The sequence below is a fragment of the Streptomyces sp. NPDC127595 genome (assembly GCF_042671685.1).
Taxonomy (GTDB): domain Bacteria; phylum Actinomycetota; class Actinomycetes; order Streptomycetales; family Streptomycetaceae; genus Streptomyces.
In genome coordinates this window covers 70661-95580 of the sequence record NZ_JBHXWK010000009.1, presented here as the reverse complement: position 1 = coordinate 95580, position 24920 = coordinate 70661, and the positions used below count along the sequence as shown (strand labels likewise).

The window sequence follows — 24920 nt, the reverse complement described above, 5'->3', positions numbered from 1 at the left end:
GTCCGTGGGGACGGGGAAAGGGGAGTGGCCCCCTTGGCCCAGAGGTACGTGGCGAGAGCGCGGTGTGTTCAACCGGTCGCCGAGTCCAGTGCGGACTGGAGGGACTGGCGGTAACCGTCGCTCGTGTAAGTGGCGCCGGACACCGTGTCGATGTTGGCACTCTGTGCGGCGATCACCTCCCTTTTGAGCTGAGGTATCGCATAGCTGTTGATCTCCTGATCCCTCGGGTTGTCCTGGGGATAGGTGACGGCCGTGACGTCGGTGATCTTGCCGCTCTTCAGGGTGACGCGGACCTGCACGGGTCCGTAGCGGGTCTGCACGGTGGTGCCGGTGAGCGTCCCGGTGGTGGTGCCGGTGCCACTGCCGGGGCTGCTGCTTCCGGTCGAGCTGGTGCCGCTGCTGGAGGGCAGGGCGACGGTCGGCGTGCTGTGCGGCTTCAGCGACAGCAGCAGTACGACGCTCGATACGGTGGCGGCGGTCGCCAGCACGACTCGGCGCAGCGGGCGGTTCCGGTTCAGGGCGTGCACGGGGTCCTCACAACTCTCCTGCGTTTCAGGGGACTTACGGTGCTCACAGCACTCATGCGGTGCACGGGATTCGCGGTGCTCACAGCTCGAACGACTCGTGGTGGATGCGGCGGTCGGGGACCCCGGCCGCGCGCAATGCCACGTACACGTCCCGTGCGAAGGCGTCGGGCCCGCACACATACACGTCGTGGCCGCCGACATCGGAGACGGCAGCACGCAGCGTCTGGGCCGTGAAGCGCGGCCGGGAGCCGTCCGCGCCGTTGAGCGCGTACACCACACGTGCCCCGCGCCACCGCGCGATGGCCTCCAACTCGGCGCCCAGCGCGAGGTCTTCGGCCGTCCGCGCCCGGTAGAGCAGCGTGACCTGACCCGGCAGCGTCTCGAACAGGGCCCGCAGCGGTGTGATGCCGACCCCGGCCGCGATCAGGAGCACTTTGTGTGAACTGCGCCGGTCCTCGGTCAGTGAGCCGTACGGGCCCTCCGCCCAGACCCGTGTTCCGGGACGCAGGAGCGCGACGGACGCGCTGTGGCCGCCGAGTGCCTTGACCGTGATGCGCAGCAGGTCGGGTCGGGGAGGCGCCGACAGCGAGTACGGCGAGGAGGTCCAGCGCATTCCGTCCGTGAGGAACCGCCAGCGGAAGAACTGCCCCGGCCGCGCCTGGAGTTCGTCGATGTGCCGCCCGCGTACGACGACGGAGAACACGTCCGGCGTCTCAGGGTGCACCGACTCCACCCGCAGTTGGTGGCGCAGATTGAGCCGGACCGGGGTGAGGATCCGGAACCAGAGCACCAGCGCCGCGGCGCCCAGGTACAGCGCGTACCAGGCGGCCTGCGCAAGGGAGTTGCCGGTGAAGTCGGCGCCCAGCGCGAGCTGATGGCCGAAGGCGAGGAAGAGAGCGGCGTACGTGAGCAGATGCACGTAGTACCAGAACTCGTGGCTCACCCGGCGCCGTACCGCACGCGCGGACAGGATCCCGACGGCGACCAGGATCAGCGTGCCGGCCGTGGCCTTGAGCATCTCCGGGTAGGTGAGGACGACGGTCGTCGCCTCGTGCAGGATCCCGCTGCCGTCCTGGGCGGCGTACCCGAACAGGATCAGCGTGACGTGCGCGACCAGCAGACAGATCGTGTACCGCCCCGCCATGGCGTGCCAGCGGGCCACCCGGTCCGAACCGATCCGCCGCTCAAGGAGCGGGACCCGGGCCATCAGACCGACGAGCACCGCACAGCCGTAGCCGCACAGCAGCCCGGCGATCCGCCCGGCGTCGGTCAGCCAGCCCGCCGCTCCGACCACCGAGCGGGTGTCCGCCCACCACAATGCGACCACGGCGAGCGCACCGGCCCAGAGCAGGGCCAACAGCGGTCCGGCCGGGGACCGGCGTGCCTCCAGCGGCACGGCGGGCGCCGCACGCTGTTCGTACACGGTGGTCATGTGCTCATCCTTTCGGCTGTCCGGGACGCAACTGTGCGGTCCGAACCTCTGAGCGGGCTCTGAGCGGGCGGCGTACGAGGGGTGCGTACACCCGGGTGACCCGCCGCGGGCACCTGGGTGACCCGCCGTGGGTCTTGTCGGTGCACTCAGAGGAAACTCAGAGGTTGACCGGGCGGCCCCGTGGCCGACTACGCGCGATGCTGTGAGAAGCCATGAACACAATCCGCTCCGGCCGCCCCGAGCTCACCCGCCCCGACGGCACCCCCGTCCGCGTCCTCGTCGTCGACGACGACCCGGACCTGGCCGAGGTCCTCTCCGGCGCCCTGCGCTACGAGGGCTGGGAGGTACGGACGGCGGGCGACGGGGCCACGGCCGTCACCGAGGCGCGCGGCCTGCTGCCCGACGCCGTCATCCTCGACGTCATGCTCCCGGACACCGACGGCTTCGCCGTACTGCGTGATCTGCACGCCGTGAAGCCCGACGTCTGCGTCCTCTTCCTCACCGCGCGGGACGCCGTCGAGGACCGCATCACGGGCATCACGGCGGGCGGCGACGACTATGTGACCAAGCCGTTCAGCCTCGAGGAGGTCGTGGCCCGGCTGCGCGGCCTGCTGCGCCGTGCGGGCATGGCCCGCCAGCTGGACGGGGGACCACGGCTGATCGTCGGAGACCTCGTGATGGACGAGGAGGCCCGCGAGGTGGCCCGCGCCGGCGAGCTGATCGAGCTGTCGCCGACCGAGTTCGAACTGCTGCGCTATCTCATGCGCAACCCGCGCAGGGTGCTCAGCAAGGCACAGATCCTCGACCGTGTCTGGTCGTACGACTTCGGTGGCCAGGCCCATGTCGTGGAGCTCTACATCTCCTATCTGCGCAAGAAGGTGGACTCGGGCCGCGAGCCCATGATCCATACGGTGCGGGGCGCGGGGTACGTGCTCAAGCCGGTCGTGGGCCGGTGAGGGCGCGGTGGGCGGGGGTGCGGTGGCCGTGGGCCCGGCTGCGGGTACTTCGGCTGCGCGCCGGCCGGCTCCGCGGCCGTGGGCCGAGAGGGCTGCGGCTGCCGCGCGCGCACACGCTCCGGGCCCGGCTCACCGCGGGGCTCGTGGTGCTGCTCGCCGTCAGCTGCGCCGCCGTCGGGGTGGCCGCCGTGCTCGAACTGGACGGGTTCCTCACGGGCCGCCTGGACCAGCAGCTGCAGGAAGCGGGCGCCAGCTTCCCCGCGAGTCTGGAGCACGCCGGCAGCGTCAAGCCCTCCGACCACGACGGCGACGAGCACGGTGACACCCGCCGCCAGGCCACCGGTACTTTCGGCGCCCGGCTGCTCGACGGGACCGTCACCAACCAAGCCGTCGTCCGCGCCGGCACCGACCCCACCGACCTGAACGTGGCGCTGACCGCCGACGACCGGAAGGCCCTCGCCGCGGTGCCGGTCGACAGCGCCGGACACAGCGTGAACCTCTCCGCGCTCGGCTCCTACCGGCTGACGGCGTGGCACGGGCAGGACGGCGACGTACTGATCACCGGGCTCCCCCTGGAACCGGTGGAGGCCGCCGTGCACCGCCTCGAACTGGTCGCCGCCTGCGTCTTCGGCGCCGCCCTCGCGGTCACGGGAGTAGCCGGTGCTTTGTGGGTGCGCTGGTCGCTGCGACCGCTGAGCCGGGTCGCCGCGACCGCGACACGGGTCAGCGAACTCCCCCTCGCCAGCGGTGAGGTGGCGCTGCCGCCACGCGCGCCCGAGTCAGACCCGCGCAGCGAGGTGGGCCAGGTCGCCGGCGCCTTCAACCGCATGCTCGGCCATGTCGAGGACGCGCTGACCAAGCGGCACGCGAGCGAGGAACGGCTGCGCAGCTTCGCCGCCGACGCCAGCCATGAGCTGCGCACGCCGGTCGCCTCGGTCCGGGGGCACGCCGAACTCGCCCTGCTGCACCCTGGACCCGTGCCGCCGGAGGTGACCCGCGCCCTGGAGCGGATCGCCGCCGAGTCGGCGCGGATGGGCGAGATGGTGGACGATCTGCTGCTTCTCGCCCGCCTCGACGCGGGCCGCCCGCTGGAACGGCGCTCCGTCGACCTCACCCACCTCGTCCTCGACTCGGTCACGGACGCACGGGCCGCCGGCCCTGACCACCGCTGGATCCTGGAGCTGGCGGAGGAGCCGGTGACGGTGACCGGCGACGCGCACCGGCTCCAACAGGTGTTGGCCAACCTGTTGGCCAACGCTCGTTTGCACACACCTGTTGGCACCAGTGTCACGGTGTCACTGGCAGCGGACGCCACCAAGGCCGAGGCCGTCCTGACGGTGCGCGACGACGGCCCCGGAGTACCGGAGGACGTCCAGCCCGGTGTCTTCGAGCGCTTCACCCGCGCGGACCGGCGCCGCACCGACGGCGAGGGCGGCGGAGCGGGACTCGGCCTGTCGATCGTGGCGGCGGTGGTCGCGGCCCACGGCGGCACAGTGACGCTGGAGAGCCGCCCGGGGGCGACGACGTTCACGGTCCGGCTGCCGGCCGACGCCAGGAGCGTCCCATAGGGCGAGCGCGGGGACCCGCGCGAGCAGCCATCAACGACCCTTGGTTATTCAGCTGTCCTGACCCCGACTGCACTCAATACCGAGTGATCGCGGTCGCCCCGCCCGCCGTGCCGATCGCGATGTGCGGTCTGCGCGCCGGGTCGGCCCACTTCACGATCTGCCGCATCGCGTCGCCGGACACCGACACACAACCTGCCGTCGCTGCCCGCCCGTTGACATGCAAGAAGATGCCGGCGCCGCGCCCCCGTACCGGCCGCTCGTAGTTGAACCCGATGACGAGGGCGTGCGCGTACTGCTTGGCGTACGAGATCAGGTGCTCGGACTCGGCGGCGCGGCAGTCGGCCGGGCGGGGCTCGGTCCACCGGTTGTAGGCGCGGGAGTTGTTGTCCTGGCACCACCAGGAGTTCTGGTGGACCTGCCGGTAGGGGGTCTTGGTCCCGCCGGGCGCGGCCTTGATCCCGAACGCGTACGGAAGGTCGTACAGCCCGGTCGGTGTGGTGTTCGTCCCCTGTCTCCGCGCGCCGCCTGCGACCAGCCCCTTGGCGCCGAAGCGCGCGGCCGCCGAACCGGCCTTCACCCAGCGCCCGTCGCGACGGTCCCACCAGGTGACGGTCCCCTTCGTCGAGGACGTACGCGCGGCCTGCGCGGTGATGAGCTGCGTGCCGCCGCCGGTGTCCGCCATCCGCCCGGGCAGCGGAGGCGGACCGCTCGGGGCCAGGCCCAAGGCGAAGAGGGACACGGACGCGAGGAGGACGGCGGCACCTGGACGACGCATGGAGCGGACGCTACGGGGAGGCAGCGGTCGGGGCAGCCCGGGTGGGCCGACCGGGCGTCGTCCAGCGGTGGTTCCGCGGATTCCGGGCGGTCCTCCCGGGCGCCCGGAATCCACGGTGTCCACCGAGTCGGTGCTTACGGACCCAGGGGGTTGAGGAGAGTCGCCCTGCCCTCGAAGGCGTACAGCAGCAGGTCGGTCATCTCGAAGAGGCCCTGGCTCTTCCTTTCCGGGTCGGGGGTGAGGAAGGGCCGCCAGAACGGATCGCGGACGATGGAGTACCGGCTGCCTTCGATGGCCCGGTGGAACACCTCGGCGACGATGCGCCCGCCGACGCCGGTCAGCCGCCCGCCACCGTTCACCTCGGCCTCACGGAGGATGTAGAACCACAGCGGGCAGTTGTCGACGAGCTTCTCCTTGAGCGCGTCGGAGATCTGGACTCCGCCGGGGCGGTTGTCGAAGTCGGACGGGAGCAGAGGCTTCACGCCGAGTTGCTCGGCCATCTGCTGGCCCGTCGCGAGATTGAGCATGTTGGCCCGGGTGAGGTTCCGGACTGTCCGTACTCCGACATCGCTGGACAGAGTGACGCGAGATTCCCGGGAGGCGCAGGCTCAGACCGGGGTGGGAGGCAGTGGCAGGGGCAGCCCGGGCAGGCCGTCGATGCTCGTCGCGATGTGCTCCTTCTTCCCGAAGTACGCGTCGAGCGAGGCGTCGTCCTCACGCGCGAAGCGCTTGGCGTGCAGGTCGCGGTCCTCGTCGTACGACATGAACGGCACCGCGTACCCGCAGGTGTCGCGGATGAGATCGGCCGTCACGACGATGATCGCGCGCAGGCCGTGCGGGGCCGGGTCGATGTCCGGGAAGCGGGCGAGCAGTTCAGCGAATCGCGCGTCGTCACGGAAGACGGGCTCGCCGCGGCCGTGCACGCGGACGATGTTCGGCCGTCCCTGGAAGGCGCACCACATGAGGGTGATCCGGCCGTTCTCCCGCAGGTGGGCAATGGTCTCGGCGTTGCTTCCCGCGAAGTCCAGGTATGCCACGGTCAGTTCGTCCAGCACCACGAAGGAGCCGGTCAGTCCCTTGGGGGAGAGGTTGATCGTGCCGTCCCCCGACAGGGGCGCGGTCGCGGTGAAGAAGAGGGGCTGCGCCTCGATGAACGTACGCAGTCTGCCGTCAATGCGCTCGTAAGTCTTTCCCATGTCTAACGATTATTGGGCAAGTTCCTTACTTTGTCTAAGGAATTGCGGAGCCCGTGGCCGCCCCGGCCGCCATTACGGGACGGCCACGGAGTCTGTCATCCGGCGTTCGTCACACCGCGACCGTCCGTCACTTGTTGAGGACGCAGGCCGCCAGCGAACCCAGCCCCTGGGGCTTGGCCGCCGTGCGGCCGATGGCGATGGCGATCCGGTCGATGGTGGACGTCCGCTTGTCGGCCAGCGGACCGAGGATCGCGTTCTGTACGAAGTTGGGGCCGCCCTGGCCCGCGGTGTTCACCAGTCGTGTGTTGGCCTCGGAGATCTGCGTGTTCAGCAGCGTCAGATTCCGGTCGACCTCGGCCCTCGCGGAGGCGGGGATCGCGGGCAGGCGGGAGGCGACATCCGGGCAGCTGATCGTACCGACGGCACCGGCACCGGCACCGGCACCGGCACCGGCCGCGGGTGCAGGTGTCGCCGCGGTCGCGGGTGCGCTCGCCGGAGTGCTCGGCGTCGCCGCCGCGCCGCGCCCGGCCGTGTTCAGCGCGCACGGCGCGAGCGAGTCCAGGCCCACCGGCTTGGCCGCGGTGCGCCCGATCGCCGTCGCGATGCGGTTGATGGTGGCGACCCGCTTGTCCTTCAGGGGGCCGAGGATCGCGTTCTGGATGAAGTTGGGCCCGCCCTGGCCGACCGTGTCGACCAGTCTCTTGTCGGCCTCGGAGATCTGCGTGCTCAGCAGTGCGAGGTTGCGGTCGACCTCGGCCTTCGCCGAGGCGGGGATCGCGGGCAGGCTGGGTGCGACGGCCGGGCAGTTCACCGTGCCCGGGGACGCGGCCTTCGTCGTGGCGCCCTGGCCGCTGCTCCTGGAGGTCTCCCCGGCCAAGGCCGAGCCGGCGATGATCGCTCCGGACAACACCACCGCGCAGGCGCCGCCGATCAGGACAATGCGGCGCTTGTTGTACTTCGGAAGAGCCCTGGACATGCGAAAGCCTCACTCGGGTCGGGGTCGGGGAGCCGTCCGGCGGTCGGCCGGGCGGAGTGTCTCTCGGTGCACGAACGCGGCGCCTGCGCTCGGGGAGAGGTACGGGAAAGCGATTTCCCTCGTTCAAAGGGCATTCAAAGAAACCCTGAATTTGTCTGAGATCACGTCTTGTGTTCGACATCTCGACCGCAAGGCGTCGAGATTGACGAATCATGCAGAACTCTGCATACTCATGCATGTCAGCGAATGCACTGTGAGGAGAACCCCGTGGCCGAGCGCGTCGTACTCGCCTACTCAGGCGGTCTGGACACCTCAGTCGCCATCGGCTGGATCGCCGAGGAGACGGGCGCCGAGGTCATCGCCGTCGCCGTGGACGTCGGCCAGGGCGGCGAGGACCTGGACGTCATCCGCAAGCGCGCGCTCGCCTGCGGTGCGGTCGAGGCCGAGGTCGCGGACGCCAAGGACGAGTTCGCCGAGGAATACTGCCTCCCGGCGATCAAGGCCAACGCCCTCTACATGGACCGCTACCCGCTGGTCTCCGCGCTCTCCCGGCCGACGATCGTCAAACATCTCGTCGCCGCCGCCCAGAAGCACGGCGCCACCACGGTCGCGCACGGCTGCACCGGCAAGGGCAACGACCAGGTCCGCTTCGAGGCCGGCATCGTCGCCCTCGCCCCCGGCCTCAAGTGCATCGCCCCGGTCCGCGACTACGCGATGACCCGCGACAAGGCGATCGCCTTCTGCGAGGAGAAGCAGCTCCCGATCGCCACCTCCAAGAAGTCCCCGTACTCCATCGACCAGAACGTCTTCGGGCGGGCCGTCGAGACGGGCTTCCTGGAGGACATCTGGAACGCGCCGATCGAGGACATCTATGAGTACACCTCGAACCCGGCCGAGCCCCGCGAGGCCGACGAGGTCGTCATCTCCTTCAAGGCGGGCGTCCCCGTCGCGATCGACGGCAGGCCCGTTTCCGTCCTCCAGGCCATCCAGCAGCTGAACGAGCGCGCCGGCGCCCAGGGCATCGGCCGGATCGACATGGTCGAGGACCGCCTTGTCGGCATCAAGTCCCGTGAGGTGTACGAGGCTCCGGGCGCGATCGCCCTGATCACCGCCCACCAGGAGCTGGAGAACGTCACCGTCGAGCGCGAACTCGCCCGCTACAAGCGGCAGGTGGAGCAGCGCTGGGGCGAACTCGTCTACGACGGCCAGTGGTTCTCCCCGCTCAAGCGCGCCCTGGACGGCTTCATCGACGAAGCCAACCAGCACGTCAACGGCGACATCCGGATGACGCTGCACGGCGGCCGCGCCGTCGTCACCGGCCGGCGCTCCGACACCTCGCTGTACGACTTCAACCTCGCGACGTACGACACGGGCGACACCTTCGACCAGGCCGCGGCCAAGGGCTTCATCGACATCTACAGCCTGTCATCGAAGATCGCCGCCAAGCGGGACCAGGCCTAACCGGCCTAACCGGCCTAAGCGATACCGTGATGACCGCCTCCTCCCTCGGGCGAGTGGGGAGGCGGTGGCACATCAACATCCTTGAGGAGCAACGCAAGTGAGCAGCAACAGCGGTGACGTACGGCTCTGGGGCGGCCGTTTCGCCGACGGTCCCGCCGAGGCCCTGGCCAAGCTGTCCGCGTCCGTCCACTTCGACTGGCGGCTCGCGCCGTACGACATCGCCGGATCGCGTGCCCACGCGCGCGTGCTGCACAAGGCGGGCCTGCTCACGGAGGACGAGCTGGCGCGCATGCTCGCGGGCCTCGACCAGCTCGCGGCGGACGTCGCCGACGGCTCCCTCGTCGGCACGATCGCCGACGAGGACGTCCATACGGCCCTGGAGCGCGGCCTGTTGGAGATCCTCGGCCCCGACCTCGGCGGCAAGCTCCGCGCCGGCCGCTCCCGCAACGACCAGGTCGCCACCCTCTTCCGGATGTACCTGCGCGACCACGCCCGGATCATCGGCGGTCTGATCGCCGACCTCCAGGACGCGCTGATCGGCCTCGCGGAGGCCCACCCGGACGTCGCGATGCCTGGCCGCACGCACCTCCAGCACGCCCAGCCGGTGCTGTTCGCGCACCATGTCCTGGCCCACGTACAGCCGCTGTCCCGGGACGCGGAGCGGCTGCGCCAGTGGGACGAGCGCACGGCGGTGTCGCCGTACGGCTCAGGTGCGCTGGCCGGTTCGTCGCTCGGCCTGGACCCGGAGTCGGTCGCCAAGGACCTCGGCTTCGAGCACGGCAGCGTGGCCAACTCCATCGACGGCACGGCCTCCCGTGACTTCGTCGCCGAGTTCGCCTTCATCACCGCGATGATCGGCGTGAACCTCTCCCGGATCGCCGAGGAGATCATCATCTGGAACACGAAGGAGTTCTCCTTCGTCACTCTCCACGACGCGTTCTCCACGGGCTCGTCGATCATGCCGCAGAAGAAGAACCCGGACATCGCGGAGCTGGCGCGCGGCAAGAGCGGCCGACTCATCGGCAACCTGACCGGCCTGATGGCGACTCTCAAGGCCCTCCCGCTCGCGTACAACCGCGACCTCCAGGAGGACAAGGAGCCTGTCTTCGACTCCTGCGACCAGCTGGAGATCCTGCTCCCCGCCTTCACCGGCATGATGGCGACCCTGACCGTCAACCGCGAGCGCATGGAGGAGCTGGCCCCGGCCGGCTTCTCGCTCGCCACCGACATCGCCGAGTGGCTGGTCAAGCAGGGCGTGCCGTTCCGTGTCGCCCACGAGGTCGCGGGCGAGTGCGTGAAGGTCGCCGAGGCCGACGGCATCGAACTGGACGGCCTGACCGACGATCAGTTCGCGAAGATCTCCGCGCACCTGACTCCCGAGGTCCGCTCCGTCCTCAACGTCCACGGCGCCCTCGCGTCCCGTGACGGCCGCGGCGGTACGGCGCCGAGCGCGGTGGCAGTCCAACTGGCCGAGGTGAAGACGGACGTGGCGGCCCAGCACGAATGGGCAACGGCGAAGAGCTGAGCGCCTTTGGGGCGCGGGGAACTGCGCGACCTGCCACGACGCACGCGCAGCCGCCACAGCACCGCACGAACCGAGCTCTGAGGCGGAAGCCGAAGGTCATCGCGGGTTACGTTGGTCGGAGCCGACCGAACGGAGCCCGCGATGCCCTTCGCCCGACTGGCCACAGCAACGACCCCGACCTGCCACATCGGACTCGGCCTCGCCGCGGTGGGCCGCCCCGGCTATATCAACCTCGGCCGGGAGCACGACCTCGGAGAGAACCGCAGCGTCGACACGCTGCGCGCCCGCACCCACGAACTCCTCGACGCCGCATACTTCCAGGGCGTCCGCTACTTCGACGCGGCCCGCTCCTACGGCCGCTCGGAGGAGTTCCTCGCCGACTGGCTGAACGCTCGCCCCGACATCGACGACATCGTCGTAGGCAGCAAGTGGGGCTACACCTATACCGCGGGCTGGACCATCGATGCCGAGAAACACGAGGTCAAGGACCACAGCGTCCAGGCCTACGACCGCCAGCGCAGCGAAACCGCCGCGCTGCTCGGCGACCGCCTCGACCTCTACCAGATCCACTCGGTGACCCCGGACAGCCCGGCCCTCACCGACAAGGAACTCCACGCCGAGCTGGCCGAGGCGGCCGCCCAGGGTCTCTCGATCGGGTTCTCCACCAGCGGGCCGGCCCAGGCCGACGCGATCCGCGCCGCGCTCGCCGTGACGGTGGACGGTGAGCCGCTCTTCCGTACCGTCCAGGCCACGTACAACGCCCTTGAGACCTCGGCCGCGCCCGCCCTCGCCGAGGCCCACGACGCCGGGCTCACCGTGATCGTCAAGGAGGCCGTGGCCAACGGACGTCTCGCGGCCGAGTACGCGCCGGACGTTCTGCGGGACATCGCGGGGGAGGCCGGGCTCGGCGCCGACGCGGTCGCCCTCGCTCTCGTCCTGCGGCAGCCCTGGGCCGGAGTCGTCCTCTCCGGCGCGGCCACCGTCAACCAGCTCGCCTCGAACCTGCACGCGGCGGTCGTCGACCTGGGTGACGACCAGCTGGCCCGGCTCGACGCGCTGGCGGAGGAACCGGCCGCCTACTGGGAGCGGCGCGGGCAGCTGCCCTGGCACTGAGCACCAGAATGAGTCGAGAGTGGTGAGACTCTTACGCTGCTGGTGAGACATTTATGTCTCATGTGGGTTATGGTTGTCTCATGACTGTCGACCGTGAACATGTGCTGCGCAGCGCAGCCGCCCTGCTCACCCGGAAATCCACCGCAACGATGGACGAGGTCGCCAAGGCGGCCGGGATCAGCCGGGCCACGCTGCACCGCCAGTTCGCGGGGCGGGACGCGCTGGTCCGGGCGCTCGAAGAGCTCGGCATCCGGGAGTGCGAAGCCGCCCTCGACACGGCCCGGCTCGACGAGGGCGGTGCGAGCGAGGCCGTACGGCGGCTGGTGGCGGAGATCGAGCCCATCGCGGCCCTGCTCGCCTTCCTCTACACGGAGAACCAGCTCTTCGAGGGCGACGCACAGCACGAGGGCTGGGCCCGTCTCGACCAGCGCATCGGTGACCTGTTCCGGCGCGGCCAGGAGCACGGCGAGTTCCGTATCGACCTCAGCCCGGCCTGGCTCACCGAGGCGCTCTACGGGCTGATGGCCTCCGGCGCCTGGGCCGTGATGGACGGCCGCGTGGCCGCCAAGGACTTTCACTTCATGACCGTCGAGCTGTTGCTCGGCGGTGCTCTAAGGAGAGAGGAATCATGACCAGCACCCTGCAGCCGGTATCCGTGGCGGAGGTGGAGAAGCGCCCGGGCCGCTGGCTGGCGCTCTGCGTCCTCGTCCTTGCCGTGCTGCTGGTGGCCGTCGACGCGACCGTCCTCGGCCTCGCCACCCCGTACATCAGCGAGGACCTGAAGCCGTCCGGGACGCAGCTCCTGTGGATCGGTGACGTCTACTCCTTCGTGATCGCGGGCCTGCTCGTCTCCATGGGCAGCCTCGGTGACCGCATCGGCCGCAAGAAGCTGCTGCTGATCGGCGCCACGGCGTTCGGCGCGATATCCGTGCTCAACGCCTATGCGACGACACCTGAACTGATGATCTTGGCAAGGGCGTTGCTCGGTGTCGCGGGCGCGACCCTGATGCCCGCCACGCTCGCCCTGATCCGCAACCTCTTCCACGACCCGCGCGAGCGCAGCCTCGCCATCGGCATCTGGGGCGCGACCGCCTCCGCCGGTACGGCGGTCGGCCCCGTGGTGGGCGGCTTCCTGCTCGAACACTTCTGGTGGGGCTCGGTCTTCCTGATCAACCTGCCCGTGATGGCCGTCCTCGTCCTCGTCGGCATCAAGCTGCTTCCCGAGTCGCGCACCCCGAACCCCGGCCCGTGGGACCTGACCAGCGTCGGCCTCTCCCTCGTCGGCATGATCGGCATCGTGTACGCGGTGAAGGAGGCCGCGACGCACGGCTTCGAGTGGCAGCCGGTGACCGTCGGCCTGCTCGGCGCAGGCGCCCTCTACTGGTTCGTACGCCGCCAACTCACGCTGCCCTCGCCGCTGTTGGACATGCGCCTCTTCCGTCACCGGGGCTTCTCCGGGGCTGTGCTCGCCGACCTGTTCACCATCCTCGGTCTGTCCGGGCTGGTCTTCTTCCTCTCCCAGTACCTGCAACTCGTGCAGGGCAGGGGCCCGTTGGAGGCCGGACTCGCCGAACTGCCCGCCGCGATCGGCGCGGTGGCGGCCGGTCTGATCGCGGGTACGGTCGCGCGGCGGTTCTCGGTGCGCGCTGTGGTCGCCGGTGGCCTCGTGGCGGTGGGCCTGGCGCTCGCCGCGCTCACCCTGCTGAGCCAGTCCACCGGCTATCCCCTGCTCGGCGCCGCGCTGCTGGTCGTCGGCATCGGCGCGGGATTCTCCTTCACCGTCACGGCCGACGTGATCCTCTCCAGCGTGCCCAAGGAGCAGGCGGGCGCCGCGTCCGCGGTCTCCGAGACGGCGTACGAACTCGGCGCCGCCCTCGGTATCGCTGTCCTCGGCTCGATCGTGACCAGCGTCTACGCGGGCTTCACCGGACCCGCCGGCACACCGGCCGAGGCCCACGAGTCCCTCGGCGGTGCCGCCCAGTCGGCGGCCGGGCTGCCCGCGGACACCGCGGCCGCCCTGATGGACTCGGCCCGCACCGCGTTCGTCGACGGGCTCACGCTCGCCGCGGGCATCGGCGCGGTGGTGCTGCTCGGCACGGCGATTGCGGCGTGGTTCCTGCTGCGGGGCCAGAAGCTGGAGGAGAGCACCGAACATCCGTAAGCGGAGCGGGCTTTAAGCTCGTTTTCGCCCTCTGATGGTCTTGGCTCCGTATCCGACGTCGTCCCACACGGCCGAAGGAGCCACCGACCATGACACGTTCGTCCCTGCTCTCACATCTGCCCCGTCGTACCCGTAGGACCGTTGTCGCCACAAGCAGGCGGCGGTCCGCCCGAGGACCAGCCCCCTGAACTCAGCTGAACCGCGGCGCCCCGTCAGGGGCGCGGGCAACGGCGCGACCAGCCGCAACGCACCCGCAGGTCAAGGACGGACCTGTAGTCCCCTCGGTATCCAGCGGAGCGCCTACGCGGCCTTCGCCTTCGTGGCGTACATGTCCACGTACTCCTGCCCCGACAGCCGCATGACCTCGGTCATCACGGAGTCGGTCACGGCCCGCAGGACGTAACGATCCCGGTCCATCCCCTCGTACCGCGAGAACTCCATCGCCTCACCGAAACGGACCGTGACCCGGCCGGGGCGCGGGAATCCGGCCCCACCGGGCTGGATCTTGTCCGTGCCGATGATGGCGAACGGAACGATCGGCGCGCCGGTCATCATCGCCAGCCGGGCGATCCCCGTACGGCCCCGGTAGAGCCGGCCGTCGGGGGAACGGGTGCCCTCCGGGTAGATGCTGAAGACCTTGCCGTCCTCCAGCACCCGCCGGCCGGTCATCAGCGCCGCGACACCGCCGCGCCCGCCGTCCCTGTCGACCGGGATCATGCCGCAGCCGGTGAAGAACCAGGCCATCAGACGGCCCTTGATGCCCTTGCCGGTGACGTACTCGTCCTTGCCGAGGAAGAAGACCTGACGGTCGCAGAACAGCGGCATGATGATCGAGTCGATGAACGTGAGGTGGTTGCCGGCCAGGATCACCGGACCTTCGCCCGGGATGTTCTCCGCACCCTCCACCCGTGGGCGGAACATCAGGCGCATGATCGGTCCGAGCACTGCCTTGATGAGCGCGAAGCGGGACAACGGGCCCTCCGGTGTCAAGGGATTCGGTATGAGTATGTGCAGGTGAGGACGATACTCGCGGCTCCAGGGGTATTGCACATCGGGTTCACCGAGTGGATACGCACTGTTGACGTACGTTTACCTGCGGTGGCGCACCGGTGAGCGGCTGCCACACGGCCGTGACGATGTGACACATCTCGCGCCGGGACCCCGCACACCCGCCGCGCCGCACCCGACGATCGTCCGCGACCGCTCACCGGGTAATTCCCGACGACCGTCCGCGACGGTTCACCCGGCCACTGCGCTGCGCGTACCCCGCACAGCGGATTCAAAGCCGACGCGCCGTCACCATGCTTGTTCCGTACGACGTCCAGGGGCACCCGCGTGTTACCCCACAGGTCTCCCTCCCGTCACATAAGAGAACTTACGATCGAACCGCTTTGTCAGGTGCGGGGGCAATACAGCAGGAGTGGTCATGGGAGCGCAGGAGTCGAACGGACAAGAGCGGGGCGCCGCACGGCGGACGCTGCTCGGAGCCGCAGTGCTGGGGGCGGGCGGCGCGGTCCTCGGGCTGCCCGGTGTGGCCCGGGCGGACGCGCAGAAGTCGGGCGGCGGCTACCAGAGCCTGCCGAAGCCGACGATCATCGGACACCGCGGGGCCAGCGGTTACCGCCCGGAGCACACCTTCGGGTCCTACCAGCTCGCCCTCGACCTCGGCGCGGACGTCGTCGAGGCGGGCGACCTGGTGCCCACCAAGGACGGTCACCTCGTATGCCGTCACGAGCCGGAGATCGGCGGCACCACGAACGTCGCCGACCACCCCGAGTTCGCCGGCCGCAAGACCACGAAGAGCCTTGACGGGGTCGCCACCACCGGCTGGTTCACCGAGGACTTCACGCTCGCCGAGCTGAAGACCCTGCGGGCGATCGAGCGCATCCCCGCCAACCGTCCGCACAACACCCTCTACAACGGGCGCTGGGAGATCCCCACGTTCGCCGAGGTGCTCAAGTGGCAGGATGAGCAGACCCGCAAGCGCGGCAAGCAGGTCTGGATCTACCCGGAGATCAAGCACCCCACGTACTTCCGGGCGCTCGGCCTGAACACCGAGCAGATGCTTGCCAAGGCGCTGCGACAGGCGGGCAAGGACAAGAAGAACTCGCCCGTCATCATCCAGTCCTTCGAGCCGACCAGCCTCCAGCGGATGAGCAAGCTCGTCGGCAACCCGCTCGCGGTACTTCTCTCCGCCGCGAACACCCAGCCCTTCGACTTCGTCGCGACCGGTGACCCGCGCACGGTCGCCGACCTCATCACGCCCAAGGGCCTCAAGGAGATCGCCACCTACGCCCAGGGCATCGGCCCGACCGTCGACCTGATCATCCCGAAGGACGCGAGCGGCAACTTCACCACGCCGAGCACGCTGGTCAAGGACGCGCACGCACAGGGCCTGATCCTGCACCCTTACACCATGCGCAACGAGAACCCCTTCCTGCCGCCGGCCTTCCGCAAGGGCACCGACGTGGATGCCTACGGCGACGTCTTCAGCGTCTTCAAGGCCTACTTCGCGACGGGCATCGACGGCGTCTTCTCCGACAACGCGGACACCGCGGTGCTCGCCCGCGCGGACTTCGTCAACGGATGACCCCGTCACCCCGGTTGGGGTGACAGACGGCCGCCGCGGCAACCACCAGCCGGGGCGGCCGCGTCGTTGCGCATATGACAGTCGTTGCGCATATGACACAGGACATGGTTGCCACCCTGCGCCCGCTGCTCGCCGCCGAAGCATCGGCCGAGGCATATGCGTCCGGCGCCGAACAGGGCGACCTGGAACAGGCCGTCTGGCTGCGCCTCCTGGAGCGCCTCGGCACGGACGGCCCACCGGTCGACCCGCAGGGCTGGCTGCGCCGAGCCGTCCGCTCCGAGGCCCGCCGCAGCCGCCGTACGGCCCGCATCGAGCAGTCCTACAGCGCCGATCCCGCGGACGACCGCGGCCCCGGCCCCGAACAGCAGGCGATGACCGCCGCCCGCCATCGCGCGCTGCATGACGCGGTACGACGTCTGCCCGGCCGTTGCCCGAGGCTGTTGGCGGCGCTGCTCTCGCCGAAGGACCTCACCTACCGGGAGATCGCGGGGGAGTTGGGTATCTCACAGGGCAGTCTGGGCCCGGAACGTTCCCGATGTCTTGGATGTCTGCGTCGTTTGCTGACGCCGGAGGTTGCGGCCGGGGAACCGCGGGGATAGGAGTGGGGGACGACCGGTGGAACAGGTGAGCGGGAGGCGTGCACACATGGGCATGAGCGTGACCATCTCGGCGGCGACCACGAAGGACGCCGAGCAGATCCTCAAGCTGCAGTACCTCTGCTACCAGAGCGAGGCCGAGCTGTACGGCGACTACGGCATCGAGCCGCTCACCCAGCCGCTGGACTCCCTCAGGGCCGAACTCGCCGAAGGCACGGTCCTGGTGGCCCGGCTCGGCGACGAGGTGGTGGCCTCGGTCCGCGGCGTCGTGGACGCCGAGGGCATCGCCCGTATCAACAAGCTCATCGTCCACCCGCGTATGCAGCGCCACGGGCTGGGCGGACGGCTGCTCGCCGCGATCGAGGCCAGGCTCGGCGCCGACGGCGCGGCCAGGTCCTTCGAGCTCTTCACCGGCCACCGCAGCGACCACAACCTGCGGCTGTACCGCAAGCACGGCTACGCGCAGGTATCCACGGAGCGCGTCGACGAGCGGCTCACCCTGGTGACCCTGGCGAAGGGCGTCCACGCGGGCGCGTTCGTGGCCAGCGCGTAGCGGTTGCCGGGTGGCCGGCGGTCACTGAGTGGTCGTACGAGCGGCCTTGCGAAGCCAGTACATCGCCGACACCGGCAGCAGCACCGGGATGAACAGATAGCCCATCCCGTAGTCCGACCACACCGTGGCGTCGGGGAAGGCGGACGGCTCCACCAGCGTCCAGGTCCCGACGATCAGCACGCCCGCGAGCTCGGCGGCGCAGCACACCAGCGCCGCCCTGCGGGCCGTCTCGCCGCCCCGGACGAGTGAGTACGTGATGAAGCCGTAGACGAGCCCCGCGACCGCGGAGAGCGAGTAGGCGAGCGGGGCCTTGTCGAACTCCGTCGAGATCTGCACGGCGCTGCGCGAGACGGCGCCGACGACCATCACGCCGTACAGCCAGACCAGCAGCATGCCGGGACCGCTGATGAGCCGCGTCCGCTTCTTCTCCTGAGGCACGGTCCCGTTTTCCTGCGCGGCCGTCATCTCAGCCTCCCCAGATGTCATAGAGCCGGACCTCGAGAACGGCGAGGACGAAGCCGCCGGCGGCCACGGTGATCGATCCCCAGCGGGTGCGCTCGGTCAGCGACATGAAACCCGCGGCCGGGATGCAGGCGAAGGCGCCGACCAGATACGCCACGAAGATCGTCGTGCCCTGTTCCGGCTTCTCGCCGCGCGCCAGCTGGACGATGCCGATCACCAGCTGGACCACGGCGAGCAGTGACACCACGGCCATACCGATGAAGTGCCAGTCCTTGGTGGGCTGATCGCGGTAGGCGGCCCACCCGCACCAGGCGGCGAGCGCGAGCGCGGCGACGGCGGTCGCGACCGTCAGGGCATCAAGCATGTGCCGACCCTATTACGGGCCAAAAGACCTACTGCGCCTGCCCCCGGGGTGTGCCCTGTGGACACCCCGGGTGTCCAGGCCGCCACCCGGCGGCGGCCGAGGCGCGGTCGGTATCCGTCCCAAGATGCTGATCGCCGCCGCCGACGTCCTGTAGGCGGCCGTGCCGCCGGAATGACCACCGTGGCGTTGGCCACAGCCCACCGGTCCCACGAGCTGGACGCCGACCTCGTGGTCGAGGACCTCTCCGCGCTGTCGGCGCTGGTCACGGCGCACGGAGTGGCGCACTCCGCCCCGGGCTGAAAGCTGTCCACCACTGTCCGGTATACGGACAGCGATGGTGGGCCCCACCTTTGTGTCTGCTTTACTTGATCCCATGACCACGACGAGCAGCCGCACCCTTGCGACCGAGGCGACCATGACGCCCGGTGCTCGTTGTATGTGTCGAATGTGCGCCTTCTAGAGGGCCCTCGCACCACCCCGAGTCTCGCGCCCCGAAGCGAGCCGGCGCGCCCTGTCCGTCCCCGGACGTGACGGTCGCTGCCCCGCGCACACGATTCTTCTTCACACCCCGGCTGCCATCGCCACCGCGAGAACCGTGCCGCGTTCAAGACCGAATGCACCCGTGCAAGGCGCACATCCACGCCCCGCACTCAACAGTGACGGAAACCCCAGTGATCACGACCACAGACCTGACCAAGGTCTACCGCTCGCGCGGCCGTGAGGTCACCGCCCTCGACGGCGTCGACCTGCACGTCCGCGAAGGCGAGGTGTACGGCGTCATCGGCCAGTCCGGCGCCGGCAAGTCCTCGCTCATCCGCTGCGTCAACCTCCTGGAGCGCCCCACGTCCGGCACGGTCACCGTCGCCGGACAGGACCTCACCGCGCTGGCCGGCCGCGGCCCCCGCGCGGGCAGCGAGCTCCGCAAGGCGCGCAGCCACATCGGGATGGTCTTCCAGCACTTCAACCTGCTGTCCTCGCGCACGGTCCAGGACAACGTCGAGCTGCCGCTCGAAATCCTCGGCGTGTCGGGGAAGGAACGTTCCCGCAAGGCTCTCGACCTGCTGGACCTGGTCGGCCTCTCCGACAAGGCCAAGTCCTACCCGGCCCAGCTCTCCGGCGGACAGAAGCAGCGCGTCGGCATCGCCCGCGCCCTGGCCGGCGACCCGAAGGTGCTGCTCTCCGACGAGGCCACCAGCGCCCTCGACCCGGAGACCACCCGCTCCATCCTCCAGCTGCTGCGCGACCTGAACCGGCAGCTGGGCCTGACCGTCCTGCTCATCACGCACGAGATGGACGTCGTCAAGACCATCTGCGACTCGGCCGCCCTCATGGAGAACGGCAGGATCGTCGAGTCCGGCACCGTCAGCGAACTGCTCGCGACGCCCGGCTCCGAACTGGCCGCCGCGCTCTTCCCGGTGAGCGGCGACCCGAGCGACGACGACCGCACGGTCATCGACGTCACCTTCCACGGCGAGGCCGCCACCCAGCCCGTCATCTCGCGGCTCTCCCGCACCTACAACATCGACATCTCGATCCTCGGCGCCGCGGTGGACACCGTCGCGGGCAAGCAGGTCGGCCGGATGCGCATCGAACTGCCCGGCCGCTACGAGGAGAACGTCGTGCCGATCGGGTTCCTGCGTGAACAGGGGTTGCAGATCGACGTCCAGGGCCAGGCGCCCGTACTGCTGAAGGATGGTGCCAAGTGACCTGGTCGGAGATGCAGCCGCTGCTGTCCCAGGCGTGTTGGGACACGTTCTACATGGTCGGCTGGTCCACGCTCATCGCCGTCGCCGGCGGGCTGCCGCTCGGCATCCTGCTCGTCCTCACCGACCGCGGCGGGCTGCTCCAGAACGTGTTGGCGAACAGGGTCATCGGGCAGATCGTGAACATCGCCCGCTCCATGCCGTTCATCATCCTGATGGTCGCGCTGATGGGCTTCACGCGCTGGCTCACCGGGTCGACGATCGGCCGTGAGGCCGCCATCGTGCCGCTCGCGATCGGAGCGATCCCCTTCTTCGCGCGCCTTGTCGAGACGGCTGTCCGCGAAGTGGACGGCGGGCTCGTCGAGGCCGTGCAGTCGATGGGCGGCAACACCTGGACCGTCGTCCGCAAAGTCCTCGTGCCGGAGTCCCTGCCGTCACTGATCTCCTCGGCGACCACCACGATCGTCGCCCTCATCGGCTACTCGGCGATGGCCGGCACCGTCGGCGCCGGGGGCCTCGGCGACATCGCGATCCGCTACGGCTATCAGCGCTTCGAGACCGAGCTGATGTGGATCACCGTCGGCATCCTCGCCGTGGTCATCTCGGTCATCCAGTTCGCCGGCGACTACGCGGCGCGCGGGCTGCACCGGCGCGGTGGCCAGTCCGGGGCCGGGCCGCGGCTGAGGCTCCTGAAGGCCAAGGAGCCCGCGGCCGCGGACGTCGGCAAGGTCGCCTGAGTACTTCCTCACCCACCCGCAGATTTCCCCGTATCACCCAGCACGGGGACAGTCACACCCACATGGAAAGGCACTTTTCGTGCGTAACGCCACAAAGCTCAGCACCGCCGTCCTCGCAGCCGGAGCCCTCACCCTCGGCCTCACCGCCTGCGGTTCGGACAAGGACTCCGCCTCCGACACCAGCGGTCCGCTGATCGTCGCCGCCAGCCCGGTCCCGCACGCGGAGATCCTCGACTACGTCAAGGACAACCTGGCGAAGAAGGCGGGCCTCGACCTGGAGGTCAGAGAGTTCACCGACTACGTCACGCCGAACACGGCGACCGAGGACGGGTCCGTGGGCGCCAACTACTTCCAGAACCAGCCGTACCTCGACGACTTCAACAAGAAGAACGGCACCCACATCGTGCCCGTCGTCACGGTGCACCTGGAGCCGCTCGGCCTCTACTCCAGCAAGGTCAAGAGCGCCGACGAGCTGAAGAGCGGCGCGACGATCGCCGTCCCGAACGACAGCGTCAACGAGGCACGCGCGCTGAAGCTGCTCGCCGCCAACGGGATCATCACGCTCAAGGACGGCGTGGGCAACGAAGCGACCCCCTCGGACATCACCAAGAACCCGAAGGACCTCAAGTTCAAGGAGCTGGAGGCGGCCCAGACGCCCCGCTCCCTGGAGGACGTCGACGCCGCGGTGATCAACGGCAACTACGCCATCGAGGCCGACCTCTCGCCCGCCAAGGACGCCCTCGTCCTGGAGTCCGCGAAGGACAACCCCTACGGCAACTTCCTGGCTGTGAAGGAGGGCAACGAGGACGACCCCCGGGTCAAGAAGCTCGCGGAGCTCCTCACCTCGCCCGAGGTCAAGAAGTTCATCGAGGACAAGTACGAGGGTTCCGTCATCCCGTCGTTCTGACGGGACGACCGGTTTCAGAGGGGTCAACGCCATGCGTAAGCACGTCATTTCCGCGGTGTCCGCCGCGATCGCCCTCGGCCTCGGACTGGCCGCCTGCGGTTCGGGCTCGGACTCCGGCAGCGGTGACGACGACGCCCTGGTCGTCGGCGCCACCGCCGTACCGGCCGGCGAGGTCCTGTCGTACATACAGAAGGATCTCGCCAAGAAGGCCGGACTCGATCTGAAGATCACGGAGTTCACGGACTACGTCCTGCCGAACACCGCGCTCCAGGAGGGCTCGCTCGACGCGAACCTCTACCAGAACCAGCCCTACCTGGACGACTTCAACAAGTCCAAGGGCACGGACCTGGTGTCGGTCGTCAAGGCCTATCTGCCTCCCATGGGCGTGTACTCGAAGAAGGTCAAGGACGTCACCGAGCTCGCCGACGGGGCCACCGTCGCGGTGCCCAACGACGTCACCAACGAGGGACGCGCCCTCAAGCTCCTTGCCTCCAAGGGCGTCATCACGCTCAAGGAGGGTGCCGGTACGACCGCGTCCCCCGAGGACATCACGGCCAACCCGAAGCACCTGACGTTCAAGGAGCTGGAGCCCGCCCAGCTGCCGCGCTCGCTCGACGACGTGGCCGCAGCGGTGATCAACAACAACTACGCCCAGGACGCGGGTCTCAGCCCGGCCACCGACGCGATCCTCCTGGAGTCCGCGAAGGACAACCCCTACGCGAACCTCCTGGCGGTCAAGAAGGGCAACGAGGACGATCCGCGGGTCAAGAAGCTCGCCGAGCTCCTGACCTCGCCGGAGGTCAGGAAGTTCATCGAGGACAAGTACAAGGGCTCGGTCCTGCCGGTCACTTCCGGCTGACAGCCTTCGTCACCGCAGGGGGTCCTCTCCATCACTTGGAGTGGACCCCGTGGTGCGTCCCGGTGGTTTCATGCTGCATGCTGGGCAGTTCAGCGGGCCCGGCGGTTCCCTGGGGCCCGAGGTTCCCGAAGGTTACGGAGCGGCGCATGACGAGCACCTTCCCCGACATCTCCATCAGCACGGAGCGGTTGGTACTGCGTGCGCTCGAGGACGACGACGTCGCCGCCCTGACCGAGATGATGAACGACGAGATGGTCGCGGCCTGGACAGCGGTGCCCCAGCCCTTCACCGAGGACGGCGCCCGCTCCTGGATCACCGACTACGCGCCCACCGAACGCGAAGCGGGCCGTGGACTCGACCTCGCCGTCACCGAGTTCCTCACCCAGCGCCTGGTCGGCATCATCCAGCTGGCCAAGACGAACTGGCATGTGCGGTCCACCGAGCTGTCGTACATCATCGCCCCCTGGGCCCGGGGCGAGGGTTATGCCTCTGAAGCCGCGCTCGCCACCGCCCAATGGCTCTTCCGTGAGCAGAAGTTCGAGCGCATCGAACTGCGTACGGCTGCCGACAACACCGCCTCGCAGCAGGTCGCCCAGAAGATCGGCTGCATCAGCGAGGGTGTCCTGCGGGGCGCCTGCATAGCGCGCACCCGTACCGAGGACGGCGACTGGACCGACGTACGCACCGACTACATCGTGTGGAGCCTCCTGCCGGAGGACCTCGACGGCGTGGGCGAACAGTTCGCCGACAGCGGTTTCACGTCGTTCTCCGACTGGAACTGACTCCGGGGAGTCCGCGAGGGGAGACCGGGAAGCCCTCGGAGGCGGACCTGGACTCCATCGGCCCCCGGCGCGGAATCCGCGGGACCGCTCCCCCCCCGGAGCCCGTCAGGACGCCGCGCAGCCGTACCAGGTACTCTCACGGAGCCCGCCCACGGGCCCGCCCTGACGACCTGCGAAAACCTTTCTGGAGACTGACGACGATGGCCGACCGGGTCACGGTGATCGGCTGGGACGGCTCGCCGCTGACCGCCGCGGCGCGCTCAGCTCTCGGCGGCGCCACACTGGTGGCCGGCACGGCCCATCACCTCGCACTTCCCGAAGTGCCCCCGACCGCCGAACGCATACGCCTCGGCAGCGTCGCCCTCGCCGCTCGCCGGATCGCCAACCACCGGGGCAGTGCCGTCGTCCTCGCCGACGGGGACCCGGGCTTCTTCGGCGTCGTCCGCACCCTGCGGGGCCCCGAGTTCGGCCTGGAGGTCGAAGTCGTCCCCGCCGTCTCCTCGGTGGCCACCGCGTTCGCCCGCGCCGGAATGCCCTGGGACGACGCACACGTGGTCGTCGCACATGCCCGCACCCTGAGACGCGCAGTGAACGTATGCCGCGCACACACCAAGGTCGCCGTCCTCACCTCGCCCGGCGCGGGTCCCGCCGAACTCGGCCTCCTCATGGACGGAGTGCACCGCACCTTCGTCATCTGCGAGGAACTCGGCACCGCCAACGAACAGGTCACGATCCTCACCTCCGACAAGGCGGCCGACCACACCTGGCGCGATCCCAACGTTGTCATCGTCATCGGCGGCTTCGTGGCCGCGGCGGAGGGCGGCAGCTGGATCGCGGGACCCGAGCCGGCCTCCGGACCGCGCGGCTGGGCGCTCCCCGCGAAGGCGTACGGCGGCGCACTCGGCGAAGGTGAGTCGGATCTGCTGCGCGCCGCCCAACTCGCCCGCCTGGGGCCGCGCGTCGGAGACCTCGTCTGGGACATCGGATCCGGCAGCGGCGCCTTCGCCACGGAGGCGGCGCGCACCGGCGCCGCCGTCATCGCGGTCGACCGGAACCCCGGATCCTGCGCCCGCACCGAGGACTCCGCGCGCCGGTTCGGCGTCCAGATGCAGATCGTGCACGGCGCCGCGCCACACATCCTGGAAGACCTGCCCGAACCCGATGTCGTACGGGTCGGGGGCGGCGGAGTCGCGGTGGTCTCCGCGGTCGCCGACCGCCGGCCGCAGTGCATCGTCACGCACGCCTCGACCCGCGACGCCGCCGAACTCATCGGCAGGCACCTGACGGAGCGCGGATACCAGGTGGAGTGCTCCCTCATCCAGTCCGTCGAACTCGACATCAGGGCCTGGACGGAGACGGAACGGAGCGTCGCGTTCCTGCTCACAGGCCGTCTGCCCGATCGCACCGAACGCGCCCTGTGATCCTGTTGTCGTACTGCGCGCGGTAGGCTGGCCGATCGTTGTACCGCTCTCGGGGGATCAGCCTTTCGTAGGCCAATGTCCGGAAAACACGCCCGTTTTGAGGTGTGTGTGGTACGGCGGGACCGGAGGACGCGCAACGTGGCGCAGTCCACAGCGGGCCCTCGCGGATCAAGCTGTCGCCAGGGCGGAACGACCGGGATAATGCCAGTTAATGGCTTTGTCGTCTTTCTTGGACGGTCGTTCGTGCCGCTGGGCA

General features: G+C 69.5%; 25 protein-coding genes and 1 pseudogene. 17 read left to right on the top strand and 9 right to left on the bottom strand.

The features are described from left to right. Window positions 1-68: 68 nt before the first annotated feature. Window positions 69-527 carry an FMN-binding protein gene (locus ACFVKT_RS27195; protein ID WP_385735898.1) on the bottom strand — a complete coding sequence of 153 codons (459 nt, stop codon included), beginning with the start codon at window positions 525-527 and terminating at the stop codon, window positions 69-71. A 79-nt stretch (window positions 528-606) separates the two neighbouring features. Continuing rightward, window positions 607-1959 carry a ferric reductase-like transmembrane domain-containing protein gene (locus ACFVKT_RS27190; RefSeq protein ID WP_385735895.1) on the bottom strand — a complete coding sequence of 451 codons (1353 nt, stop codon included), beginning with the start codon at window positions 1957-1959 and terminating at the stop codon, window positions 607-609. 212 nt (window positions 1960-2171) lie between these two features. Between ACFVKT_RS27190 and ACFVKT_RS27185 the strand changes: the two genes are divergently transcribed. Both ACFVKT_RS27185 and ACFVKT_RS27180 read left to right on the top strand, forming a co-directional pair. Continuing rightward, on the top strand, window positions 2172-2915 hold the full coding sequence (locus ACFVKT_RS27185; RefSeq protein ID WP_385735893.1) for a response regulator transcription factor: 744 nt from the start codon (window positions 2172-2174) through the stop codon (window positions 2913-2915). A 92-nt stretch (window positions 2916-3007) separates the two neighbouring features. Then, window positions 3008-4483, top strand: a complete 1476-nt coding sequence (locus tag ACFVKT_RS27180; RefSeq protein ID WP_385736577.1) for an ATP-binding protein — start codon at window positions 3008-3010, stop codon at window positions 4481-4483. Between the two features lie 73 nt (window positions 4484-4556). On the opposite strand, the gene ACFVKT_RS27175 is transcribed toward ACFVKT_RS27180, so the two are convergent. The 4 genes from ACFVKT_RS27175 to ACFVKT_RS27160 all read right to left on the bottom strand — a co-directional run bounded on the left by ACFVKT_RS27175 (window position 4557) and on the right by ACFVKT_RS27160 (window position 7430). Beyond that, window positions 4557-5258: a L,D-transpeptidase gene (locus ACFVKT_RS27175; protein WP_385735890.1), complete on the bottom strand. Its 702-nt coding sequence runs from the start codon at window positions 5256-5258 to the stop codon at window positions 4557-4559. 134 nt (window positions 5259-5392) lie between these two features. Next, entirely contained in the window at window positions 5393-5785 is a 393-nt protein-coding gene (locus ACFVKT_RS27170) for a hypothetical protein (RefSeq protein ID WP_385735887.1), read from the bottom strand. Window positions 5786-5866: 81 nt separating this feature from the next. Further along, window positions 5867-6454 carry a pyridoxamine 5'-phosphate oxidase family protein gene (locus ACFVKT_RS27165; RefSeq protein ID WP_385735884.1) on the bottom strand — a complete coding sequence of 196 codons (588 nt, stop codon included), beginning with the start codon at window positions 6452-6454 and terminating at the stop codon, window positions 5867-5869. Between the two features lie 127 nt (window positions 6455-6581). Next, entirely contained in the window at window positions 6582-7430 is an 849-nt protein-coding gene (locus ACFVKT_RS27160) for a hypothetical protein (RefSeq protein WP_385735882.1), read from the bottom strand. 267 nt (window positions 7431-7697) lie between these two features. On the opposite strand from ACFVKT_RS27160, the gene ACFVKT_RS27155 reads away from it, so the two are divergent. The 5 genes from ACFVKT_RS27155 (at window position 7698) to ACFVKT_RS27135 (ending at window position 13690) form a co-directional block, all read left to right on the top strand. Then, window positions 7698-8891: an argininosuccinate synthase gene (locus ACFVKT_RS27155; protein ID WP_385735879.1), complete on the top strand. Its 1194-nt coding sequence runs from the start codon at window positions 7698-7700 to the stop codon at window positions 8889-8891. Between the two features lie 97 nt (window positions 8892-8988). Further along, complete coding sequence (gene argH, locus ACFVKT_RS27150) at window positions 8989-10416, top strand: argininosuccinate lyase (RefSeq protein WP_385735876.1); 1428 nt, start codon at window positions 8989-8991, stop codon at window positions 10414-10416. Window positions 10417-10557: 141 nt separating this feature from the next. Beyond that, complete coding sequence (locus ACFVKT_RS27145; RefSeq protein ID WP_385735873.1) at window positions 10558-11529, top strand: aldo/keto reductase; 972 nt, start codon at window positions 10558-10560, stop codon at window positions 11527-11529. A gap of 80 nt (window positions 11530-11609) precedes the next feature. Continuing rightward, a complete protein-coding gene (locus tag ACFVKT_RS27140; RefSeq protein ID WP_385735870.1) occupies window positions 11610-12161 on the top strand; it encodes a TetR/AcrR family transcriptional regulator in 552 nt (183 codons plus the stop codon). Further along, window positions 12158-13690 carry an MFS transporter gene (locus tag ACFVKT_RS27135; protein ID WP_385735867.1) on the top strand — a complete coding sequence of 511 codons (1533 nt, stop codon included), beginning with the start codon at window positions 12158-12160 and terminating at the stop codon, window positions 13688-13690. The genes ACFVKT_RS27140 and ACFVKT_RS27135 overlap by 4 nt, the downstream gene beginning before the upstream one ends. Window positions 13691-13990: 300 nt before the next feature. Here the strand turns inward: ACFVKT_RS27135 and ACFVKT_RS27130 are convergent, their stop codons facing one another. After that, window positions 13991-14662, bottom strand: coding sequence for a lysophospholipid acyltransferase family protein (locus ACFVKT_RS27130; protein WP_385735864.1), 672 nt, complete (start codon window positions 14660-14662; stop codon window positions 13991-13993). 454 nt (window positions 14663-15116) lie between these two features. Here ACFVKT_RS27130 and ACFVKT_RS27125 point away from each other — a divergent pair, with 454 nt between their 5' ends. The 3 genes from ACFVKT_RS27125 (at window position 15117) to ACFVKT_RS27115 (ending at window position 17429) form a co-directional block, all read left to right on the top strand. Further along, a complete protein-coding gene (locus ACFVKT_RS27125; protein ID WP_385735862.1) occupies window positions 15117-16280 on the top strand; it encodes a glycerophosphodiester phosphodiesterase in 1164 nt (387 codons plus the stop codon). Between the two features lie 92 nt (window positions 16281-16372). After that, window positions 16373-16879: an RNA polymerase sigma factor gene (locus ACFVKT_RS27120; protein ID WP_385735860.1), complete on the top strand. Its 507-nt coding sequence runs from the start codon at window positions 16373-16375 to the stop codon at window positions 16877-16879. Window positions 16880-16925: 46 nt separating this feature from the next. Next, window positions 16926-17429 carry a GNAT family N-acetyltransferase gene (locus ACFVKT_RS27115; RefSeq protein ID WP_385735857.1) on the top strand — a complete coding sequence of 168 codons (504 nt, stop codon included), beginning with the start codon at window positions 16926-16928 and terminating at the stop codon, window positions 17427-17429. 21 nt (window positions 17430-17450) lie between these two features. Here ACFVKT_RS27115 and ACFVKT_RS27110 read toward each other — a convergent pair whose 3' ends face one another. Together ACFVKT_RS27110 and ACFVKT_RS27105 are read right to left on the bottom strand one after the other, a co-directional pair. Beyond that, window positions 17451-17894 (bottom strand): hypothetical protein, encoded by a 444-nt coding sequence (locus ACFVKT_RS27110; protein WP_385735853.1) that lies wholly within the window; start codon window positions 17892-17894, stop codon window positions 17451-17453. Between the two features lies 1 nt (window position 17895). Then, window positions 17896-18255: a hypothetical protein gene (locus tag ACFVKT_RS27105; RefSeq protein ID WP_385735851.1), complete on the bottom strand. Its 360-nt coding sequence runs from the start codon at window positions 18253-18255 to the stop codon at window positions 17896-17898. A gap of 156 nt (window positions 18256-18411) precedes the next feature. Between ACFVKT_RS27105 and ACFVKT_RS27100 the strand changes: the two are divergent. The 7 genes and pseudogenes from ACFVKT_RS27100 to cbiE form a co-directional block, all read left to right on the top strand. Next, window positions 18412-18555: pseudogene (locus ACFVKT_RS27100) on the top strand (HAD family hydrolase); the annotation flags it as partial. 314 nt (window positions 18556-18869) lie between these two features. Further along, window positions 18870-19961 (top strand): methionine ABC transporter ATP-binding protein, encoded by a 1092-nt coding sequence (locus ACFVKT_RS27095; RefSeq protein WP_385735848.1) that lies wholly within the window; start codon window positions 18870-18872, stop codon window positions 19959-19961. Next, window positions 19958-20695: a methionine ABC transporter permease gene (locus ACFVKT_RS27090; protein ID WP_385735845.1), complete on the top strand. Its 738-nt coding sequence runs from the start codon at window positions 19958-19960 to the stop codon at window positions 20693-20695. Before ACFVKT_RS27095 ends, ACFVKT_RS27090 begins: the two co-directional genes overlap by 4 nt. A gap of 79 nt (window positions 20696-20774) precedes the next feature. Continuing rightward, window positions 20775-21602 carry a MetQ/NlpA family ABC transporter substrate-binding protein gene (locus ACFVKT_RS27085; RefSeq protein WP_385735842.1) on the top strand — a complete coding sequence of 276 codons (828 nt, stop codon included), beginning with the start codon at window positions 20775-20777 and terminating at the stop codon, window positions 21600-21602. A 31-nt stretch (window positions 21603-21633) separates the two neighbouring features. Beyond that, window positions 21634-22461: a MetQ/NlpA family ABC transporter substrate-binding protein gene (locus tag ACFVKT_RS27080; protein ID WP_385735839.1), complete on the top strand. Its 828-nt coding sequence runs from the start codon at window positions 21634-21636 to the stop codon at window positions 22459-22461. A 146-nt stretch (window positions 22462-22607) separates the two neighbouring features. Beyond that, window positions 22608-23243, top strand: a complete 636-nt coding sequence (locus ACFVKT_RS27075) for a GNAT family N-acetyltransferase (protein WP_385735835.1) — start codon at window positions 22608-22610, stop codon at window positions 23241-23243. 200 nt (window positions 23244-23443) lie between these two features. Then, window positions 23444-24664 (top strand): precorrin-6y C5,15-methyltransferase (decarboxylating) subunit CbiE, encoded by a 1221-nt coding sequence (cbiE, locus tag ACFVKT_RS27070; RefSeq protein ID WP_385735832.1) that lies wholly within the window; start codon window positions 23444-23446, stop codon window positions 24662-24664. The last annotated feature ends 256 nt before the right edge of the window (window positions 24665-24920 follow it).

Coding starts and splice junctions, on each gene's coding strand:
- ACFVKT_RS27190 (WP_385735895.1), bottom strand. CDS start 1,959: ATGACCACCGTGTACGAACAGCGTGCGGCGCCCGCCGTGCCGCTGGAG.
- ACFVKT_RS27185 (WP_385735893.1), top strand. CDS start 2,172: ATGAACACAATCCGCTCCGGCCGCCCCGAGCTCACCCGCCCCGACGGC.
- ACFVKT_RS27175 (WP_385735890.1), bottom strand. CDS start 5,258: ATGCGTCGTCCAGGTGCCGCCGTCCTCCTCGCGTCCGTGTCCCTCTTC.
- ACFVKT_RS27170 (WP_385735887.1), bottom strand. CDS start 5,785: ATGCTCAATCTCGCGACGGGCCAGCAGATGGCCGAGCAACTCGGCGTG.
- ACFVKT_RS27165 (WP_385735884.1), bottom strand. CDS start 6,454: ATGGGAAAGACTTACGAGCGCATTGACGGCAGACTGCGTACGTTCATC.
- ACFVKT_RS27160 (WP_385735882.1), bottom strand. CDS start 7,430: ATGTCCAGGGCTCTTCCGAAGTACAACAAGCGCCGCATTGTCCTGATC.
- ACFVKT_RS27145 (WP_385735873.1), top strand. CDS start 10,558: ATGCCCTTCGCCCGACTGGCCACAGCAACGACCCCGACCTGCCACATC.
- ACFVKT_RS27140 (WP_385735870.1), top strand. CDS start 11,610: ATGACTGTCGACCGTGAACATGTGCTGCGCAGCGCAGCCGCCCTGCTC.
- ACFVKT_RS27135 (WP_385735867.1), top strand. CDS start 12,158: ATGACCAGCACCCTGCAGCCGGTATCCGTGGCGGAGGTGGAGAAGCGC.
- ACFVKT_RS27125 (WP_385735862.1), top strand. CDS start 15,117: ATGGGAGCGCAGGAGTCGAACGGACAAGAGCGGGGCGCCGCACGGCGG.
- ACFVKT_RS27120 (WP_385735860.1), top strand. CDS start 16,373: ATGACACAGGACATGGTTGCCACCCTGCGCCCGCTGCTCGCCGCCGAA.
- ACFVKT_RS27115 (WP_385735857.1), top strand. CDS start 16,926: ATGGGCATGAGCGTGACCATCTCGGCGGCGACCACGAAGGACGCCGAG.
- ACFVKT_RS27110 (WP_385735853.1), bottom strand. CDS start 17,894: ATGACGGCCGCGCAGGAAAACGGGACCGTGCCTCAGGAGAAGAAGCGG.
- ACFVKT_RS27105 (WP_385735851.1), bottom strand. CDS start 18,255: ATGCTTGATGCCCTGACGGTCGCGACCGCCGTCGCCGCGCTCGCGCTC.
- ACFVKT_RS27095 (WP_385735848.1), top strand. CDS start 18,870: ATGCACCCGTGCAAGGCGCACATCCACGCCCCGCACTCAACAGTGACG.
- ACFVKT_RS27080 (WP_385735839.1), top strand. CDS start 21,634: ATGCGTAAGCACGTCATTTCCGCGGTGTCCGCCGCGATCGCCCTCGGC.
- ACFVKT_RS27075 (WP_385735835.1), top strand. CDS start 22,608: ATGACGAGCACCTTCCCCGACATCTCCATCAGCACGGAGCGGTTGGTA.
- cbiE (WP_385735832.1), top strand. CDS start 23,444: ATGGCCGACCGGGTCACGGTGATCGGCTGGGACGGCTCGCCGCTGACC.